The 17,149-nt window shown below is 55.2% G+C and carries 15 protein-coding genes; 7 read left to right on the forward strand and 8 right to left on the reverse strand.

The window, feature by feature from the left end:
- Positions 1–26 precede the first annotated feature (26 nt).
- Positions 27–1,694: a methyl-accepting chemotaxis protein gene (locus ACFQW4_RS09630; RefSeq protein WP_377725016.1), complete on the forward strand. Its 1,668-nt coding sequence runs from the start codon at positions 27–29 to the stop codon at positions 1,692–1,694.
- Here the strand turns inward: ACFQW4_RS09630 and ACFQW4_RS09635 are convergent.
- Positions 1,691–2,533: a LysR substrate-binding domain-containing protein gene (locus ACFQW4_RS09635; protein WP_377725018.1), complete on the reverse strand. Its 843-nt coding sequence runs from the start codon at positions 2,531–2,533 to the stop codon at positions 1,691–1,693. The genes ACFQW4_RS09630 and ACFQW4_RS09635 overlap by 4 nt on opposite strands.
- A 126-nt stretch (positions 2,534–2,659) precedes the next feature.
- Here ACFQW4_RS09635 and ACFQW4_RS09640 point away from each other — a divergent pair, with 126 nt between their 5' ends.
- On the forward strand, positions 2,660–3,826 hold the full coding sequence (locus ACFQW4_RS09640; protein ID WP_377725020.1) for a methionine aminotransferase: 1,167 nt from the start codon (positions 2,660–2,662) through the stop codon (positions 3,824–3,826).
- 16 nt (positions 3,827–3,842) lie between these two features.
- Entirely contained in the window at positions 3,843–4,622 is a 780-nt protein-coding gene (locus ACFQW4_RS09645; RefSeq protein WP_110866208.1) for a transporter substrate-binding domain-containing protein, read from the forward strand.
- A 34-nt stretch (positions 4,623–4,656) separates the two neighbouring features.
- Here ACFQW4_RS09645 and pepT read toward each other — a convergent pair whose 3' ends face one another.
- Positions 4,657–5,883, reverse strand: coding sequence for a peptidase T (gene pepT / locus ACFQW4_RS09650; RefSeq protein ID WP_101764331.1), 1,227 nt, complete (start codon positions 5,881–5,883; stop codon positions 4,657–4,659).
- Between the two features lie 126 nt (positions 5,884–6,009).
- Between pepT and ACFQW4_RS09655 the strand changes: the two genes are divergently transcribed.
- Positions 6,010–7,605 carry an ABC transporter substrate-binding protein gene (locus ACFQW4_RS09655; RefSeq protein ID WP_377725359.1) on the forward strand — a complete coding sequence of 532 codons (1,596 nt, stop codon included), beginning with the start codon at positions 6,010–6,012 and terminating at the stop codon, positions 7,603–7,605.
- A 1-nt stretch (position 7,606) separates the two neighbouring features.
- Here the strand turns inward: ACFQW4_RS09655 and ACFQW4_RS09660 are convergent, their stop codons facing one another.
- The gene (locus tag ACFQW4_RS09660; RefSeq protein WP_377725023.1) at positions 7,607–8,533 is read right to left on the reverse strand and encodes a LysR family transcriptional regulator; all 927 of its coding nucleotides are present in this window, start codon (positions 8,531–8,533) and stop codon (positions 7,607–7,609) included.
- A 148-nt stretch (positions 8,534–8,681) separates the two neighbouring features.
- Between ACFQW4_RS09660 and ACFQW4_RS09665 the strand changes: the two genes are divergently transcribed.
- Positions 8,682–10,103: a M20 family metallopeptidase gene (locus ACFQW4_RS09665; protein WP_377725025.1), complete on the forward strand. Its 1,422-nt coding sequence runs from the start codon at positions 8,682–8,684 to the stop codon at positions 10,101–10,103.
- Positions 10,100–11,374, forward strand: coding sequence for an MFS transporter (locus ACFQW4_RS09670; RefSeq protein WP_110866203.1), 1,275 nt, complete (start codon positions 10,100–10,102; stop codon positions 11,372–11,374). Before ACFQW4_RS09665 ends, ACFQW4_RS09670 begins: the two co-directional genes overlap by 4 nt.
- Positions 11,375–11,775: 401 nt before the next feature.
- On the opposite strand, the gene aldA is transcribed toward ACFQW4_RS09670, so the two are convergent.
- The 3 genes from aldA to ACFQW4_RS09685 all read right to left on the reverse strand — a co-directional run bounded on the left by aldA (position 11,776) and on the right by ACFQW4_RS09685 (position 13,850).
- The gene (aldA, locus tag ACFQW4_RS09675) at positions 11,776–13,212 is read right to left on the reverse strand and encodes an aldehyde dehydrogenase (protein ID WP_354466148.1); all 1,437 of its coding nucleotides are present in this window, start codon (positions 13,210–13,212) and stop codon (positions 11,776–11,778) included.
- Positions 13,213–13,413: 201 nt separating this feature from the next.
- Positions 13,414–13,512: a YoaK family small membrane protein gene (locus ACFQW4_RS09680; protein ID WP_137385834.1), complete on the reverse strand. Its 99-nt coding sequence runs from the start codon at positions 13,510–13,512 to the stop codon at positions 13,414–13,416.
- Between the two features lie 14 nt (positions 13,513–13,526).
- Positions 13,527–13,850, reverse strand: a complete 324-nt coding sequence (locus ACFQW4_RS09685) for a hypothetical protein (protein WP_101764337.1) — start codon at positions 13,848–13,850, stop codon at positions 13,527–13,529.
- Positions 13,851–14,216: 366 nt separating this feature from the next.
- Here ACFQW4_RS09685 and rhaT point away from each other — a divergent pair, with 366 nt between their 5' ends.
- Complete coding sequence (gene rhaT, locus ACFQW4_RS09690; protein ID WP_101764338.1) at positions 14,217–15,251, forward strand: L-rhamnose/proton symporter RhaT; 1,035 nt, start codon at positions 14,217–14,219, stop codon at positions 15,249–15,251.
- A gap of 27 nt (positions 15,252–15,278) precedes the next feature.
- Here the strand turns inward: rhaT and rhaR are convergent, their stop codons facing one another.
- A complete protein-coding gene (gene rhaR, locus ACFQW4_RS09695) occupies positions 15,279–16,145 on the reverse strand; it encodes an HTH-type transcriptional activator RhaR (protein WP_377725029.1) in 867 nt (288 codons plus the stop codon).
- Between the two features lie 15 nt (positions 16,146–16,160).
- Positions 16,161–16,982 carry an HTH-type transcriptional activator RhaS gene (rhaS, locus tag ACFQW4_RS09700; RefSeq protein ID WP_222210391.1) on the reverse strand — a complete coding sequence of 274 codons (822 nt, stop codon included), beginning with the start codon at positions 16,980–16,982 and terminating at the stop codon, positions 16,161–16,163.
- Between the last annotated feature and the right edge of the window lie 167 nt (positions 16,983–17,149).

Genomic DNA, 17,149 nt, shown 5'->3' on the forward strand with positions numbered 1-17,149 from the left:
TCGCGTTTCACACCAAGGGATTATGTATGGGTATCTTAAAAAATTTCACCATCCGCGCCGTATTGCTCACCATTCTTGGGCTGTTTTGCCTGCTGTGGTGTGCCGTTGGGCTGTTTAGCGTCCACTCACTGAACGCCCTCGGCGAGGGCAACGAGATTGACCGCCAACTGGTCAATCAAATGACGATTTTAAGCAAAGGAAATGATCAATATTTTCGTGTCGTTACGCGTCTGTCTCGCGTGATGGAAGGCCGCGCCTCAGGCAGCGCAGTCGGTGCTGATGCTTTTACCCCGGTGCAACAAGCGCTCGACAATATGAAAACGCTGCTGGCGCAGTTTAAAACCATGGCGCCAGGTCCGATGGATGCGGAGACCGCCAATAGCGTCATCACCAACTGGCAAAAACTGCTCGATGAAGGCATCGCACCGCAGGTTTCGCTGGCGCAGCAGGGCACGCTTGAAGCCTATCGTGCGCAAGCCAATAACGTCACGCCGCCGCTTAGTCGTGCGTTTGGTGCCAGCGCGGAAGCTTTCAATAAAGCCGCAGGCAGCAAACTGGATGAGACGCGCGTCACCGTCGATAAGCTCACCAGCATCACTAAAGTCATTATTCTGGTGGCGGTGGTGATTGGCTTGTTTATCTTGCTGTTTACCGATCGCTATCTGGTGGCGATGCTGGTGAAACCACTGGAGAGTATCCGTAACCATTTCACGATTATTGCGCAGGGCGACCTCAGCCAGCCGGTGGAAGATTTTGGCCGTAACTGCGTCGGCAAGCTGGTGCCGCTGCTGCGTGCCATGCAGGACAGCCTGCGCGAAGCGGTAAGCGCGATTCGCAGCGGCACTGAAAACATCTATCGCGGCGCAGCGGAGATCTCCTCTGGCAACAACGATCTCTCATCGCGCACCGAAGAGCAGGCTGCAGCGCTGGAGCAAACCGCGGCCAGCATGGAGCAGTTAACCGCTACCGTGAAGTTCAACGCCGACAACGCGCGACAGGCCAGTTCGCTGGCCGAAACCGCTACCGGTACCGCGCAGCAGGGCGGACGGTTGGTAGGCGAAGTGGTTACCACCATGCAAGGCATCTCCGGCAGCTCGAAGAAGATCGCTGAGATCACGAGCGTGATTAACAGCATCGCTTTCCAGACCAACATCCTGGCGCTGAACGCCGCGGTAGAAGCCGCACGCGCCGGTGAACAGGGCCGCGGTTTTGCCGTGGTGGCCAGTGAAGTGCGCAATCTGGCACAGCGCAGCGCCGGTGCGGCGAAAGAGATCGCCACATTGATCGAAGATTCCGTGCAGCGCGTGGAAAAAGGGTCGGCGCTGGTGAGCAGCGCGGGCAGCACCATGCACGACATTCTTAAGTCGGTGCAGGATGTAAATGAAATCATGAAGCACATCGCTGCGGCGTCAGAAGAGCAGAGCAAAGGGATTTCGCAGGTCGGTACCGCCGTCACCGAGATGGACAGCGTCACTCAGCAGAACGCCTCGCTGGTTGAGGAAGTTTCTGCCGCTGCCAGCGCGCTGGAGCGCCAGACGCAGGAGCTGCAGGCCTCTGTGGCGAAATTCCGTCTATCGGACAGCGCGCCGGTAAATAAGGCCGTGGTATCGCCAACCGCGCTGCGTCGGCCGGTGTTGACCGGCGCAGGCCTTGCACAGCCGAAATCAGCCTCTGACGAATGGGTCTCGTTCTAAACCTCAGATAACCACGCCACCAGTTCCGGCAGGAACGGTGGCGCATCTTTTTCCGCCCGCTGTAACAGGCTGTAGCTTGCGCCGGTCGCCACACTGGTGGCAAACGGCGCAATCAGCCGCCCATTAACCACATCGTTCTGCACCAAGGTGACATCCGCCACCGTGATGCCAAATCCCTGAATCGCAGCGCTGATCGCGAGATCCATGGTGGCGAAATGCTGATTGCGCGCCATTGGTAACGCGGCATCCAGCCCGGCCAGCCAAAGCTGCCAGTCGCGTGAATCCGGCGTGGGATGCAGAAAAGTAAACTTCGCCAGTTCGCCAATCTGCGTTGGCGGCGTGACGCTGCTGGCCATCACCGGCGTTAAACGCTCCTCAAACAGGCAAATCGAACCGGCTGGTGACGGGCCAAACACAATCGCCGCGTCAAAATTATCGAGCTGCGAGCCATGATCGAGTGTGGTGGTCAACGCTACGTGAATATCTGGCCGCTGCTGTTCCAGCGCCACCAGACGCGGCACCAGCCAGTGCATGGCGCAGGTAGGCGCTTTCAGGCGAATCGAGGCATTGCTGCGGCTGGCTTTTTCTGTGGCATTCACCAGCATGGCGAAACCTTGCTGCAATTCCGGCAGCAGCGCGGCACCTTGTTCGGTGAGATGTAGACCACGTGCGTGGCGGGTAAACAGCGCGAAGCCCAGCCAACTCTCCAGCGTGGCGATTTTACGGCTCACCGCGCCTTGGGTGATGCACAGCTCGCTGGCGGCACGCGTCAAATTGAGATGGCGCGCGGTGACCAGAAACGCGTGGATGGCATTGAGCGGCAGAGCAGAGCGGGACATAACAACCTCAAGCTATGATTTTTAATCATGGCTATTATGACAACAATTCGCTTGTCGACTCAAGCCGCACACCGTTGAATAGAAATCTACTTTCGATACGTGGTTATGCAACCTTACGAGGCACCGATGACCTTGAACAGCAGTGTGAACATCTCTTCCAAACAGCCCGATGTCGGCACGACGATTTTTAGCGTCATTGGCCAGCTGTCGGCGCAGCATAAAGCCATTAACCTGTCGCAAGGCGCACCCAACTTCCCGTGTGATCCACAGCTGGTTGATCTGGTCAGCCAGGCGATGCGTGACGGTCATAACCAATACGCTTCAATGACCGGCCTGCCGTCGCTGCGTGAAGCGCTGGCGGAGAAAGTTCACACGCTGTATGGCCAGCACTATGATGCCGGCAGCGAAGTGCTGATCACCGGCAGCGCCAGCCAGGGCATTTACATGGCGATTTCCGCGCTGGTCCACGCAGGCGATGAAGTGATCTTCTTCGAGCCGGCGTTTGACAGCTACGCGCCGGTGGTCCGTCTGCAGGGCGCTACGCCAATTGGCCTGAAGTTGCAGGTGCCGGATTTCGCCATCAATTGGGACGAACTGCGCGCCACCATTACGCCGCGCACCCGCATGATCATCATCAATACGCCGCACAACCCCAGCGCGCAGGTGCTGTCAGCTGCGGATCTGGATCAGTTAGCCGCGTTGACGCGCAACACCGATATTGTGGTGCTGTCTGACGAAGTCTATGAACACATCCTGTTTGATGGCCGTACGCACTGCGGCATGGCAACGCATCCGGAACTGGCGCAGCGCAGCGTGGTGGTTTCCTCCTTCGGTAAAACCTTCCATGTCACCGGCTGGCGCGTGGGTTATGCGCTGGCACCGGCAGCGCTGATGGAAGAGATCGTCAAAGTCCATCAGTTCATGATGTATGCCGCCGATACGCCGATGCAGGTCGGTTTTGCTCACTATCTGCAAAATCCGAAGAACTATCTGCAGCTGTCGCCGTTCTATCAGGAGAAGCGCGATCGCCTGCTGACCTTGATGGAGGATTCGCCGTTTAAACTGCTGCCGAGCGCCGGTTCGTTCTTTATGTTAGCCAGCTACGGACATTTCAGTGACGAAAGTGATAGCGAAATGGTAAAACGTCTCATCGTCGATCACGGTGTGGCCACCATTCCGTTGTCGGCGTTTTATATGGACGGCACTGACAATAAATTAATTCGCCTGTCATTCGCAAAAGACGACGCAACACTTCAGGCCGGTGCAGAAGCGCTCTGCCAGGTCAAAGGGTAACTTAGGGGTAAATATAATGAAAAAATTGAACGCACTGTTTGTCGCTTTGGGCATGCTGACTTCGGCGCACGCGCTGGCGCAGGAAACCTTACGCTATGGTCTTGAATCGCAGTATCCGCCCTTTGAGAGCCGCAACGCGCAGGGCGAACTGGAAGGTTTCGATATCGAACTGGGTAAAGCGATTTGTCAGGTAGGCAACTTCGACTGTAAGTGGGTGGAAAGCAGCTTTGATGCGTTGATTCCGGCGCTGCAGGCGAAAAAATTTGATGCCATTAACTCCGCAATGAACATCACCGAAGCGCGGGCGAAAAGCATCGACTTCACTAAGCCGATCTACCGCATTCCGACCATGTTAATCGTGAAAGAGGGCGAGAAGCTGCTGCCAACCGCCGAATCACTGAAAGGGAAAAACATCGGGGTGCTGCAGGGTTCGATCCAGGAAACCTATGCCAAGAAGCACTGGGAAGCGCAGGGCGTTACAGTGACCTCTTATCAGGATCAGAACCAGGTTTACAACGACATGGTTGCCGGTCGTCTTGACGGCACGCTGGTGATGTCAGCTGCCGGTCAATCGGGCTTCCTCGAAAAGCCGCAGGGTAAAGGTTTCGCCTTTGCCGGCAAGCCGGTAGAAGATGACACCATTCTCGGCACCGGTATCGGTTTTGGTCTGCGTAAAGGCGATGACAAATTGAAACAAGAGCTGGATGCGGCAATCACCAAGGTGCAAGCCGATGGCACCGTCACTAAGCTGGCGGCGAAATTCTTCCCTGGGATTGATGTTTCAGCGAGCAAATAACCTAAAAAAGGTCGCCATGAAGGGCGACCTTTTTTTATTTCGCGGCTAAATAACACAACGCTTCGGCCACCTGATACGACTTCACAAACGAGGGAACCGGCAAAAACTCAAAGCGCGAATGGAAATTGTGCGCGCCGGTGAAGAAGTTCGGCGTCAGCAGCCCTTTCGCTGACAGCGCTGCACCGTCGGTGCCGCCGCGCATCGGGATCACCTTGGGTTCCACGCCCACTTGCTCTAGCGCGGCAAAAATCAGGTCAATCGCACGACGATCTTCACCAATTGCATTACTGATATTGCTGTAAATATCGTTAATCGTCAGCGCTACATGGCCGGTGGGATAACGCGCGGCGATTTCATCGGCCACTTCCACCAGTTGCTGTTTCTTCGCATCAAAACCCTGCAAATCGAAATCACGAATCGAGGCTTTCAACACCGCGCGGCTGGCGTTGGCATTCATATCGTTGAACCAGATATAACCTTCGCGGCCTTCGGTGTGTTCGGGGGTTTTTAAGCGATCGAAGCGGGAGATAAAGTCATGCGCCATCAGCAGCGGATTGACCAATACGCCTTTGCCCGACATCGGATGCGCCGGCACGCCGGTAAACACCAGCTCAGCGGCGGCGGCATTGAAGTTTTCATACACCACTTCACCCAGCTCGCAGCAGTCGATAGTCCAGGCGAAATCGACGTTAAAGCGCTGCTCCAGATCCAGCGCTTTAGCGCCGCGCAGGCCAATCTCTTCATCGGGCACAAACGCCACCACGATATCACCGTGATCGCCGCGCAGGTTCTCCAGCAACGTCATCACCACCGTCACCGCTGCTTTGTTATCGGCGCCCAGCACGCTGGTGCCGTCGCTGAAGATAATCTCCTGCCCGAGATAAGGTTTGATCTCCGGATGTTCCGCCACGCGCAGCCAGATGTCCTGCGTGCTGTTAAGGCACAGATCTTCCCCGGTGAACCTGAGGGTTTGCGGGTGGATATCCGGCGACAGGCCAACATCCACGGTATCAATATGGGTGATAAAACCGATACGCGGCGCATCAGGGCGATTACCGGGTTTCACCGCAGTGACCGTGGCGTGCTGGTCAATCACGATATCCTGCAAACCCAGTTCGCCCAGCTCCTTTGCCAGTAACTCCGCCATCGCATGTTGGGACGGCGTACTCGGCAGCGTGGTTGATTTGGCATCGCTCTGGCTGGAAACCGCCAGATAACGGTAGAAACGCTGGGTCAATTGGCTGGCAAGTTGGTCTGTCATCACAATTCCTTATTAGCATTGCGGCGTCTGTAGTACGCGTGCTGGTTAAATCATGTTATTTATTAATCAGATGAACATTACATAACGAAGCAGACTCATGGAAGTCAATAAAAAGCGAGGATCATGATGAAAAAAATGATGGCAAATCTCACTCTCACTGCAATCGGCTTGGCGGTCGCGGGCGGGGTTTCGGCAAAAACGCTGGTGTACTGTTCAGAAGGATCGCCAGAGAACTTTAACCCGCAATTGTACACGTCGGGAACCAGCGTCGATGCCAGCGCGGTACCGATTTTTAACCGACTGGTGGACTTCACGCCCGGCACCACCGAACTGGTGCCGAGCCTCGCCGAGAGCTGGGATATCAGCCCGGATGGTAAGGTCTACACCTTCCATCTGCGCAAAGGGGTGAAATTCCAGAGCAACAAGCTATTTAAGCCGTCGCGCGATTTTAACGCCGACGACGTAATCTTCTCGTTTATGCGCCAGATGGATGCCAAAAACCCCTACCACAATGTCTCCGGCGGTAACTATGCCAACTTCGAAAGCCTCGAGCTGGCGAAGCTGATCACCAGCATTGAGAAGGTCGATGACAATACCGTGCGCATCACCTTAGCTCACGCTGAAGCGCCATTCCTCGCCGACTTAGCTTGGTATTTTGCCTCGATCCATTCGGCAGAATACGCCGACCAGATGTTTAAAGCCGGCACGCCGGAGAAGGTCGATATGGAGCCGATTGGCACCGGGCCGTTTGAGCTGGTGCAGTATCAAAAAGATTCGCGCATTCTCTATAAAGCCTTCCCGGAATACTGGCAGGGCAAGGCGAAGCTCGATCGTATTGTCTTCTCGATCACGCCGGACGCCTCGGTGCGTTATGCCAAGCTGGAGAAAAATGAATGCCAGATTATGCCGTTCCCCAATCCGGCCGATCTGGAGAAGATGCGCACCAATCCCGATTTAACGCTGGAACAGAAATCAGGCCTGAATACCGGTTTCCTGTCGTTCAACACCACCAAAGCGCCGCTGGATAACGTCAAGGTGCGTCAGGCGCTGGCGATGGCGATTAACAAACAGGCGATCATTGATGCCATCTTCAAAGGTACTGGCACGGTAGCGAAAAACATCCTGCCGCCGGACGTGTGGAGTGCAGATAAAGATCTGAAGGATTACGACTACGATCCGCAGAAAGCCAAAGCGCTGCTGCAGGAAGCGGGGATTAAGCCGGGCACCGAAATCGCCCTGTGGGCAATGCCGGTACAGCGACCGTATAACCCGAATGCGCGACGAATGGCGGAGATGATTCAGGCGGACTGGGCCAAAGTGGGTATCAAAGCCAATATCGTCAGTTATGAGTGGGGCGAATACCTCAAGCGCGTGAAAGGCGGTGAGCATCAGGCGGCGCTGATGGGCTGGACCACGGCGACCGGCGATCCGGATAACTTCTTCGGTCCGCTTTACAGCTGCACCTCGGCAAATGGCGGCTCCAACTCGTCGAAATGGTGTTATCAGCCGTTTGAGAAGATCATTACCGAAGCGCGCGCCGAGCAAAATCACGACAAACGCGTGGCGCTGTATCAGCAAGCGCAGCAGATTATGCATGATCAAATGCCAGCGGTGATGATTGCTCACTCAACCATCTTCGAGCCGGTGCGCAAATCGGTGAGTGGTTATCAGGTCGATCCGTTCGGTAAACACATCTTCTACCCGGTGGATATCAAGAACTGAGTCACGGCTTCCAGCGCTGGCGCAGCGGTTCCTCTAACGCATCCAGCTGTTGCAGCATAAAGGTGAGAAACACATTCAGGGCGGCACTGCGAGGTCGCCCTGATTGCGTCTGCAGCTGCAAGATGCGCTGGCTCAGCTGATCGATGCCTACCGAGCGCAAAATCAAACCGTGCGTTTCCGCTTCCTGTAGCACGGTAAAGGCGCTGCAAATTGTCACCGCCTGCGGCGTGCGCAGCAGGAATTGAAACAACATCGAAAAGGTATCGCAGGTCATCACCGGCTCAACCAGGCTGCCGTTCATATGGCTGGCGAGCTCAAACAGTTGCCGCACGGTGGTGTTTTGCTGCGGCAAGGCCAGCGGATAGTGACTGAGATCGGCGAGCGTGACCTGCGGCGCGTTGGCCAGCGGATGCGTTTGATGCATCACGATTAATACCGGTGCCGGCCACGAACCCATCACTTCCACACCGCGCTCAGCGTGAAGACTAAATTGCAGCGCCACGTCACACTCGCCGTTGCGCAGCGCTTCCGCCACGCCTTGCGTGCTGGCGACTTTCACATCAAACAGCACGCCCGGATTGTCATTGCGAAAATCTGCGATCAAACGCGGTAGCAGCGTAAACGCCAGCCCATCGGTGCAGGCCACGCGAATCAACGTGCGGCGCACCGCTTTCAGTCCCTTAATTTCCGCCAGCGCATACTCCATATCCAGCAGGTTCTTTCGTACGTGATGTGCAAAAATTTCGCCCGCTTCGTTCAACACCATGCCGCGCGCGTGACGCGCAAACAGCGGCACGCCAACCTGATTTTCCAGCCGCTGAATTTGCCTGCTAATCGCCGACACCGCCACAAACAGCTGTTCGCTGGCGGCGCTGAGCGAGCCAGTATTAGCGACGGCGAGAAAATAGCGGATTTCACTGCTTAACATGCGGATGCCTCATGGTGGTGCATGCCTCGAAATCGGGCAGGCTAGCTTTGCTATAAAAGCAAATCTTACTCGATAAATTGATAATTGTGGCAAAGCAGTGTTTCCGCAAAGATGCCTTAACGACAAAACAATAAAAGACAGGGCAAACATGACAGCACAACGGGCGGTTCAACAAGCCACCGCTTATTTTGACAGCGGGGAGTTTCAACGAATTTTGGCGCGTCGCGTGGCGCAACGTACCGAAAGCCAGCGCGACGATCGTGACAACGAATTACAGCGCTATTTGCAGGATGCGATCGGTCCGCAGCTGATCGCTTTGGGCTTCACGTTGCATTTCATCGACAACGCGGAAGCCGCTAATCGACCGTTCCTCGTGGCGGTACGCATTGAAGATCCCATGCTGCCAACCTTGCTCAGCTATGGTCACGGCGATGTGGTGTTTGGTGATGATGAAAACTGGCGCGACGGCTTATCGCCATGGCAGATGGTTGAAGAGGGCGATCGCTGGTATGCGCGTGGCAGCGCAGATAATAAGGGCCAGCACTGCGTCAATCTGGCGGCGCTGGAGCAGGTGTTTGCGTTGCGCGGTGGCAGCCTGGGCTTTAACTGCAAAATACTGTTCGAGATGGGTGAAGAGATCAGCTCGCCGGGGCTGGCGCATTTGTGCCAGCAGCATGGCGAGCTGCTACAAGCCGATCTGTTTATTGCTTCAGACGGTCCGCGTCTCAATGCGGTTCGTCCGACGCTGTTCCTGGGCTCACGCGGCGCGGTTAATTTCCGTTTGACCGTTAACGCGCGTGACAACGCCTATCACTCCGGCAACTGGGGCGGATTGTTGAGCAATCCGGGTACGCAGTTGGCCAACGCCATCGCCTCGCTGGTCAACGCGCAGGGCGTGTTGCAGGTTGAGGCGCTGAAACCCAACTCTTTGACGCCGCAGGTGCGCGATATTCTCGGCGATATCGAGGTGGGCGGCATGCCGGGCGATCCCGATATCGATGTGCACTGGGGCGAGCCGGGACTGACGCCAACCGAACGCCTGTATGGCTGGAACACGCTGGAAGTGTTGTCGTTTCTCACCGGCAATCCGGCGCGTCCGATGAATGCTATTCCGGGCAGCGCCACCGCCGTTTGTCAGTTGCGTTTTGTGGTGGGTACCGACTGGGAAAATCTCGCTCAGCATGTGCGCGCCCATCTGCATCAGCACGGTTTTGACTATGTGGAGGTGGAGTTTATGCGCGGATCGCCCGCGACACGCCTTGATCCCACCGATCCGCTGGTCAACTGGGTGCTGACCAGCATGGTGGAAACCAGCGGCAAGAAACCGGCGCTGCTGCCTAATCTTGGCGGCTCGCTGCCCAATGACGTGTTCTCCGACATTCTCGGTTTGCCAACCTTGTGGGTGCCGCACTCGTATCCAGCTTGCGGCCAGCATGGCGTCAACGAGCATATGTTGAAATCGATTGCCCGCGAAGGTTTGCAGATTATGACGCGTCTGCTGTGGGATCTCGGCGAGCAGGGAACGGAACTGGTGGCGCAGCATCGTGCGCACGTTGGAGGTGGCCAATGAGTACATTAAATACCACGATGCCGTTGAACGCAGCGAAGCCCAATCTGCACAAAACGCTGTTCGCGACCTGCATCGGTAACGCGCTGGAGTGGTTTGATATCGCCGTGTACGGCTTTTTTGCCAGCTACATTGCGCATGCCTTCTTTCCTACCAGCGATCCGTCGGTTTCAATGTTGCTGACCTTTGGCAGTTTTGGTGTGTCATTCCTGATTCGTCCGCTGGGCGCGATTGTGCTGGGCAACTATGCCGATCGTCACGGTCGAAAAAAAGCGCTGCTTTTATCGATCAACCTGATGATGCTCGGCGGCGCGGTCATCACCTTTATGCCGAGCTACAGCAGCATTGGCCTGATGGCACCGCTGCTGATTTTGCTGGCGCGTCTGGTGCAGGGGTTCTCTGCCGGGGGCGAATTTGGCAGCTCGACGGCGTTCCTGGTTGAACACTTCCCGGAGCGCAAAGCCTTTATCGCCAGCTGGCAGTTCGCCACGCAGGGCGCCAGTACGTTGATGGCGTCGGCATTTGGACTCGGACTGACGCAGATTCTCAGCGAAAGCCAGATTCAGGATTGGGGATGGCGTATTCCCTTCGCCTTCGGCCTGCTGATTGGCCCGCTGGGGATCTATATCCGACGTCACGTACATGAACCGGCGAGCTTTGCTGAGCACAAACCGGAAGCCGCGCCGCTGAAAAGTCTGTTTGGTCGCCAGAAGGAGTTGATGCTGTTGGCGATCGGCCTAATGGTGATTTCGACTGCGGTGAACTACATGCTGAACTATGTGCCGACTTACGCCACCAAAAATTTGCACCTGTCGGGCAGCGTGGCGTTTACTGCTACCTTGTTGGCGGGCGTGATTCTGACGGTGGTCACGCCCATTATGGGGTTATGGGCCGAGCGGGTGGGGCGCGTGCCGCTGATGTGGGGATCGTTGGTTTTGCTGATCGTCACCATCTATCCGGCGTTTAAGCTGGTGGTTGATCACACCACGCCGACTACGTTGATTTTGCTGGTGTGCTGGATGGCGCTGCTGAAGTCGATCTACTTCTCAACGGTGCCGTCGGTGATGGCGGATCTGTTCCCGATGGGTACGCGCGCCAGCGGCATGGCGATCAGCTATAACGTGGCGGTTACGGTGTTTGGTGGCTTTGCCCCGCTGATTTGTACACTGCTAATTAGCGTGACCGGCACCAGTCTGGCGCCCGGTTATTATCTGATGGCGATGTCGGTGTTAAGCGGCCTGGCGCTGCTGCGCAGCCAGAAGCGGGTTTTATAAAGGTTTCAGGGTTACAGGTCGCCACTTATGGCGTAATGCTTGTCCGTTAAGAAACCATTTTGCTTTAAATCTGGTGCGGGCTCTGACACATCTGCTGCGGCAGAGCCTCTGGCAAATGTGCCCTTTTCAGAAACACGCACTGAAGCTTTAAAGCAGGCCGGGGGCACTTTTGGGCAGGCAATCCGCAGCGCTGAACGAAGCGAGGAAGCCAGGAGAGCCCGCAGGACGCGGGCGAAAGGTGGAGCCGGGACAAGGACGTCCCGTCTCCACCGGTCCGTCAGGCAGACGGGCGAAGTGAAGGTACCGCGCTAGCGGCGCGAGGACCGCCGGACCAAAAGTGCCACCGGCCTGCGCCCTCGTCGTTGGCTTAATTGACAAGCATTACGCCATGAATGTCGATCCTAAGAGAACTGCAAATATGCCACGTGCGTCTGCAAGAACTCTTCCAAACCGTGACGGCCATCAGCACCGCCAATGCCCGATTTACGCCAGCCCGCATGGAAACCTTGCATCGCTTCGAAATTCTCGCGGTTGATATAGGTTTCTCCAAACTTCAACTTACGCAGGGCAACCATCGCGGTGTTGAGGTTCTGAGTGTAAATCGATGAGGTCAAACCATATTCACAGTCATTCGCCAGCGCTATGGCTTCATCAAGGGTTTTAAAGGTCATCACTGGCAGCACTGGACCAAAAATCTCCTGCTGCATGATCTCCATATCCTGACGCACGCCCGTGATAATGGTTGGTTCAAAATAGAAGCCTTTGCTGCCTGCACGCTTCCCGCCCAGCACTACTTTGCCGCCATCCGCGACCGCGTTCGCCACTTTCTGCTCAACGCGTTCCAGCGCGGCCGCAGTGATTAGCGGCCCCATATCGATATCGTTTTGCTCGGCCGGATTACCAAACTTCACCTGCTGCATGGCGGTAGTCAGCGCGCTGATAAAGCGGTCGTAGATGCCTTCCTGCACGTAAACGCGCTCAGCACAGTTACACACCTGTCCGGTGTTGATCACGCGAGAGCTAACAATCGCTTTAACCGCCAGATCGAGATCGGCATCATCCATGACGATGGCTGGCGCTTTTCCGCCCAGTTCAAGCGAGACTTTGGTAACGTTTTTCGCTGCGGCTTCCATGGTGGCTATACCGGCGTTGACGCTGCCGGTCAGACTGACTAAGCCGACTTTCGGGTTGCCTGCCAGCTCCTGACCAATCTCCGGGCCATAGCCGTAAACAAAGTTGATCACGCCTTTCGGCAGACCAATTTCATGGATGATGTGCGCAAAAATCGCCGCATTGTTAGGCGTCAGCTCACTTGGCTTGATAACAATGGTATTGCCGGTTACCAGCGCGGGCGCGGCTTTACGTGCAATCAGGAAGAAGGGGAAGTTCCACGGCAGAATGCCGGTGGTGACGCCAATCGCTTTCCTGAACACAAAGATGTTTTCGTTGGGACGATCGCTATTAACGATCTCGCCATCATAACGGCGTGCCCATTCGGCCATGTACTCAAGATAATCAGCTGTAAACAGTACTTCAGTTTGCGCCAGACCCTGGGTTTTTCCGCCTTCGGCGACGATAGTGGCGGTCAGTTCTGGTTCACGCTGACGAATAGCAGCGGCAATTTTGCGCAGCCAGTTGCCGCGTTCAACGGCGGGGAGCGCTTCCCAATTCGGCTGCGCCACTTCAGCAGCGTCGATGGCCTGCGCGGCGTCGTGTTTACTGCCTTCCGGCACGCGCGAAAGTAATGCCTCAGTTGCTGGGTTAATCACTTCTATCCACTTATCGTTCTGATCGGCAACAAACGCGCCATTAATATAATGTTGATGGTGTGTTGTCATGTGCAGGTTCTCCGCGATCGGTTTCGTTAAAGATTTGTGAATTGCAGAGTGAAACAGATCAGGGTGTAGCACCTTTTTGCTATTGCCAATGCGACTTGAGGGATGGCAAAGAAGGGAAGAACAACACGACAGACGCAGCATTCCTGGCGAAATGCCGCGCTTTCAGCGGCTTAGTAGTGATTTAAGGTATGTTAAAAAATGTCAGGAACCTGGCATCGCCGCGCCGCTGACAATAAACCACGCCAAAAAACTGACGCCAGCAATGATGATGGCAATAGGGAAAAGCAGTCCGATTTTCATAGTCATCCCGAGAGTTAAGCGATCTGCACGATCGCGCGATGGGTTTTCATCATACTGAACAGCTGGAATTGCGTGGCGTCGTCGACCTGACGCAGATGCTCACCTTTCTGATAATGAATCGCATGAACGTGACCCAGCTGTCGCCACACCACAATCACCGAAGCCAGCAGGGCGCAATTCTCCTCGCTCTGCACGCAATCCAGCGTGGCGTAATGTGCTTCATCTAATCCATTAATAAAGACGTTCAGCGCCTGCGCTGGCACGATGGCCCGGATGTCATCCAGCATCACGCGGCTCACCGATTGTGACAGCAACAGCCGCAATCTTTTGGTATTCATCTCAATCCTTCGTCCTGATGATTTTCCCAACGTTATACGGATTAAACGCCTGCGGGGAAAGTCTGGTACGCGGCTTTGTGTGACTGCCATGTTAACTGTTGCAGTGGCAGTGAATCAAAAACTGTGCTGATCGGCACAGCATAATAGAAAAATATGTTGAAGAATAAGCCACTTATAAAAATCACCCCGTGACCTGCCTGCGAATGCGATTTTGTGATCCTTATGTTGACGACCCACCGAATTTTGCCAGCAACCTCCGCTTTCCGGCAGCCATCCAAAGGCTGACGAAAAGCTGCCCACCGTAGACTGCCGGTAATCGGGAAACCGCCGGTTTCCTGTTGGCCTCAACCTTACGAAGGAATAACAATGAACAGTGCCATCATTGCAGGTATTTTCTGGCATCTGGTGGGTGCCGCCAGTGCCGCCTGTTTTTATGCTCCATTTAAGCAGGTGAAAAAGTGGTCCTGGGAAACGATGTGGTCGGTAGGCGGCGTCATGTCGTGGCTGATTCTTCCCTGGGCAGTCAGTGCGGTATTATTGCCGAACTTCTGGGCGTATTACGGCAGCTTTAGTTTCTCCCAATTGATGCCAGTATTTCTGTTTGGTGCCATGTGGGGCATCGGTAACATCAACTATGGTTTGACCATGCGCTACCTCGGGATGTCGATGGGCATTGGTATTGCCATCGGTATCACGTTAGTGGTGGGAACCTTGATGACGCCGCTGCTGCAGGGCCGCTTTGTCGAGCTATTCAGCTCACCAGGCGGACGTATGACACTGCTCGGCGTGTTAGTTGCGCTGATCGGCGTAGGGATTGTATCGCGTGCCGGTCTGTTAAAAGAGCGGGCGCTGGGCATTAATGCCGAAGAGTTCAATCTGAAAAAAGGGCTGATTTTGGCCGTAATGTGCGGCATCTTTTCGGCCGGCATGTCGTTTGCGATGGATGCCGCTAAGCCGATGCATGAAGCCGCAGCCAATCTGGGTATCAATCCACTCTATGTTGCGTTGCCAAGCTATGTGGTGATTATGGGCGGTGGTGCGTTAATCAATCTGGCTTACTGCTTCATCCGTCTGGCGGTAAAAACCGATATTTCAGTACGCCGTGATTTCTCAGTCGCCAAACCAATGCTGCTGGCCAATATCGCGTTTGCCGTGCTGGGCGGCACCATGTGGTATCTGCAGTTCTTCTTCTATGCCTGGGGACACGCCAAAATTCCGGCACAGTATGACTTCATCAGCTGGATGCTGCATATGAGCCTCTACGTGCTGTGCGGTGGTTTGGTTGGTCTGGTACTAAAAGAGTGGAAATCGGCGGGTCAACGTCCGGTTCGCGTTCTCTCGCTGGGTTGTGTGGTGATTATCATTGCTGCCAACATCGTTGGATTAGGCATGGCAGCCTGATGTAAAGCCTGACGCCGCTACGGCACGTCAGGCTTTCACTTTCTCTGCTGAGAGTTCACGCTGCGGCAGGAAACGCTGCCGCCAGGCGCTCGGCGTTAAACCGGTTTCCCGCGTAAACACCACCGAAAAGTAGTTACTGTCATCGAAGCCGCAACGCGCGGCCACTTCACTGATTAAGCAATCCTGCGTCCGCAGCAGGTATTTCGCCTGACACAGCTGTAGTTGCCGCAGATAGTGTCCCACGGTCATACCGGTTTGCTGGCGAAACAGTTGCTTCAACGCACGCTCGCTCAACTGATTCTGCTGGCAGAACACTGCCAAATCGAATGGACGGCTGATGGCACCTTGCAGCGCCGACATCAGCAGATCTAATTGTTCTCCTTCAGGTAATGCCCAGGGCCGATCGGCAGCATAACCGTGACGGCGCAGAATCAATGCTAATTGCAAAAACAGCGCCTCAGAGAGTTGAATCGATAGCGAATCACTTTTGCGGCTTTCGCGTTCCAGCTGGCTAATCACACCGCGCGCTAACGCCATCCCGCGGGTGGTCAAACGCCAGCAGCCCGGCGAATCTTCTTCTTGCGGCGGCAACAACTGGCTCCAGTCAAGGCTAAGACGAAAGCGATCGCGGCAGTAAAGAATGTTATCCAGCGCCAAATCGTTGACGCTGTCATAGCTGTGGCAGTCGTTATCGTGAATGTAAAAAACGTCGCCGCAGGTTACCAACCATGGACGATCGTTCAACACATGCAGGCCGTTACCGCGCCAGACGATAACGATTTCACTGAATTCATGACGGTGCGGAGGAAAGGAGGGCTGCGGCATGCGCTCGGCCACCGCAATCGGCAGATTGGAGGCCGGAAAATAGTCTTCCCGCGTTAAGATCAGCGACATGAGGAAACGCTCCAGTTATAGCATCTGCTGGCGCTCCGCTCTGGGCGCACAGCCAAATTCCCGCCGGAACAGCGTGGAGAAGTGATTGCTGTCACCAAATCCACACTGGTAGGCGATGTCTGTAATGCGCATATCGCTATGACGCAGTAAATGCCGCGCCTGTAACAGGCGAAGCCGATTAAGGTAACGCTGCGGTGTATTACCGGTTTGCTGCTTCATCTGGCGGTGCAGAGTGCGCAGCGACAATGAAAAACGATCGGCTAATGCATCCCACACAATCTCTTCACTGTAGTGCTCATTGAGCCAGTCGAGCAACCGATGTAAGCGTGCTTCCTGATCCTGTAATTGATCGTTGTGAGCCGCTTCGCGCAATAACACCAGCAGTTGCAGAAAAAGTTGCTCCTGGCGTGCGTGACGTTCCAGTGACCACACATCTTGCTGCTTCATCTGCGTAACGATTTGTAGCGCCTGCGCCATCACCTTGTGATTAATGCGCCAGTGCGACGCGTAGTGATCCTCTTCTTCGCGCGGCAGGAGCGCCTGCAAACCCGAGAGAAAACGAAATGACGCCGGACTGCGATACAGCACGTTGGTTAGACACAAATTTTCCGTTTGCTCATAAAGATGACGATCGTGATCGCGCACAAAGCACACGCATCCTGCGGATAAAGCTTGCGGCTGACCGTTAAACACATGAATGCCAGAACCTTGTTCCACCAACACGATTTCATGGAAATCATGATGGTGCTCCGGAAATGCCTGCTGCGGCACACGCGGCTCGATGGCGATGGCGTAATTCCCTTCAGGGAAGAAATCTGCGCTATGTAGAACGGTCATGATTCGCCTCTTAATTAACTCAACCGTTGCCGAGTCTACGCAGGCGCCCCGCACCTTACCTTGAATTTTCATCTTAGTGACGCAGGAAAATGGCTAATTTTTCAAGATCTCACCGGCGATTGACAGAAATGCGGCAAGGCTCACATCTCGCCACTTGTGTGGTTCTG

This window comes from Pantoea sp. GCM10028869 (genome assembly GCF_042666835.1).
Classification (GTDB): domain Bacteria; phylum Pseudomonadota; class Gammaproteobacteria; order Enterobacterales; family Enterobacteriaceae; genus Pantoea; species Pantoea leporis.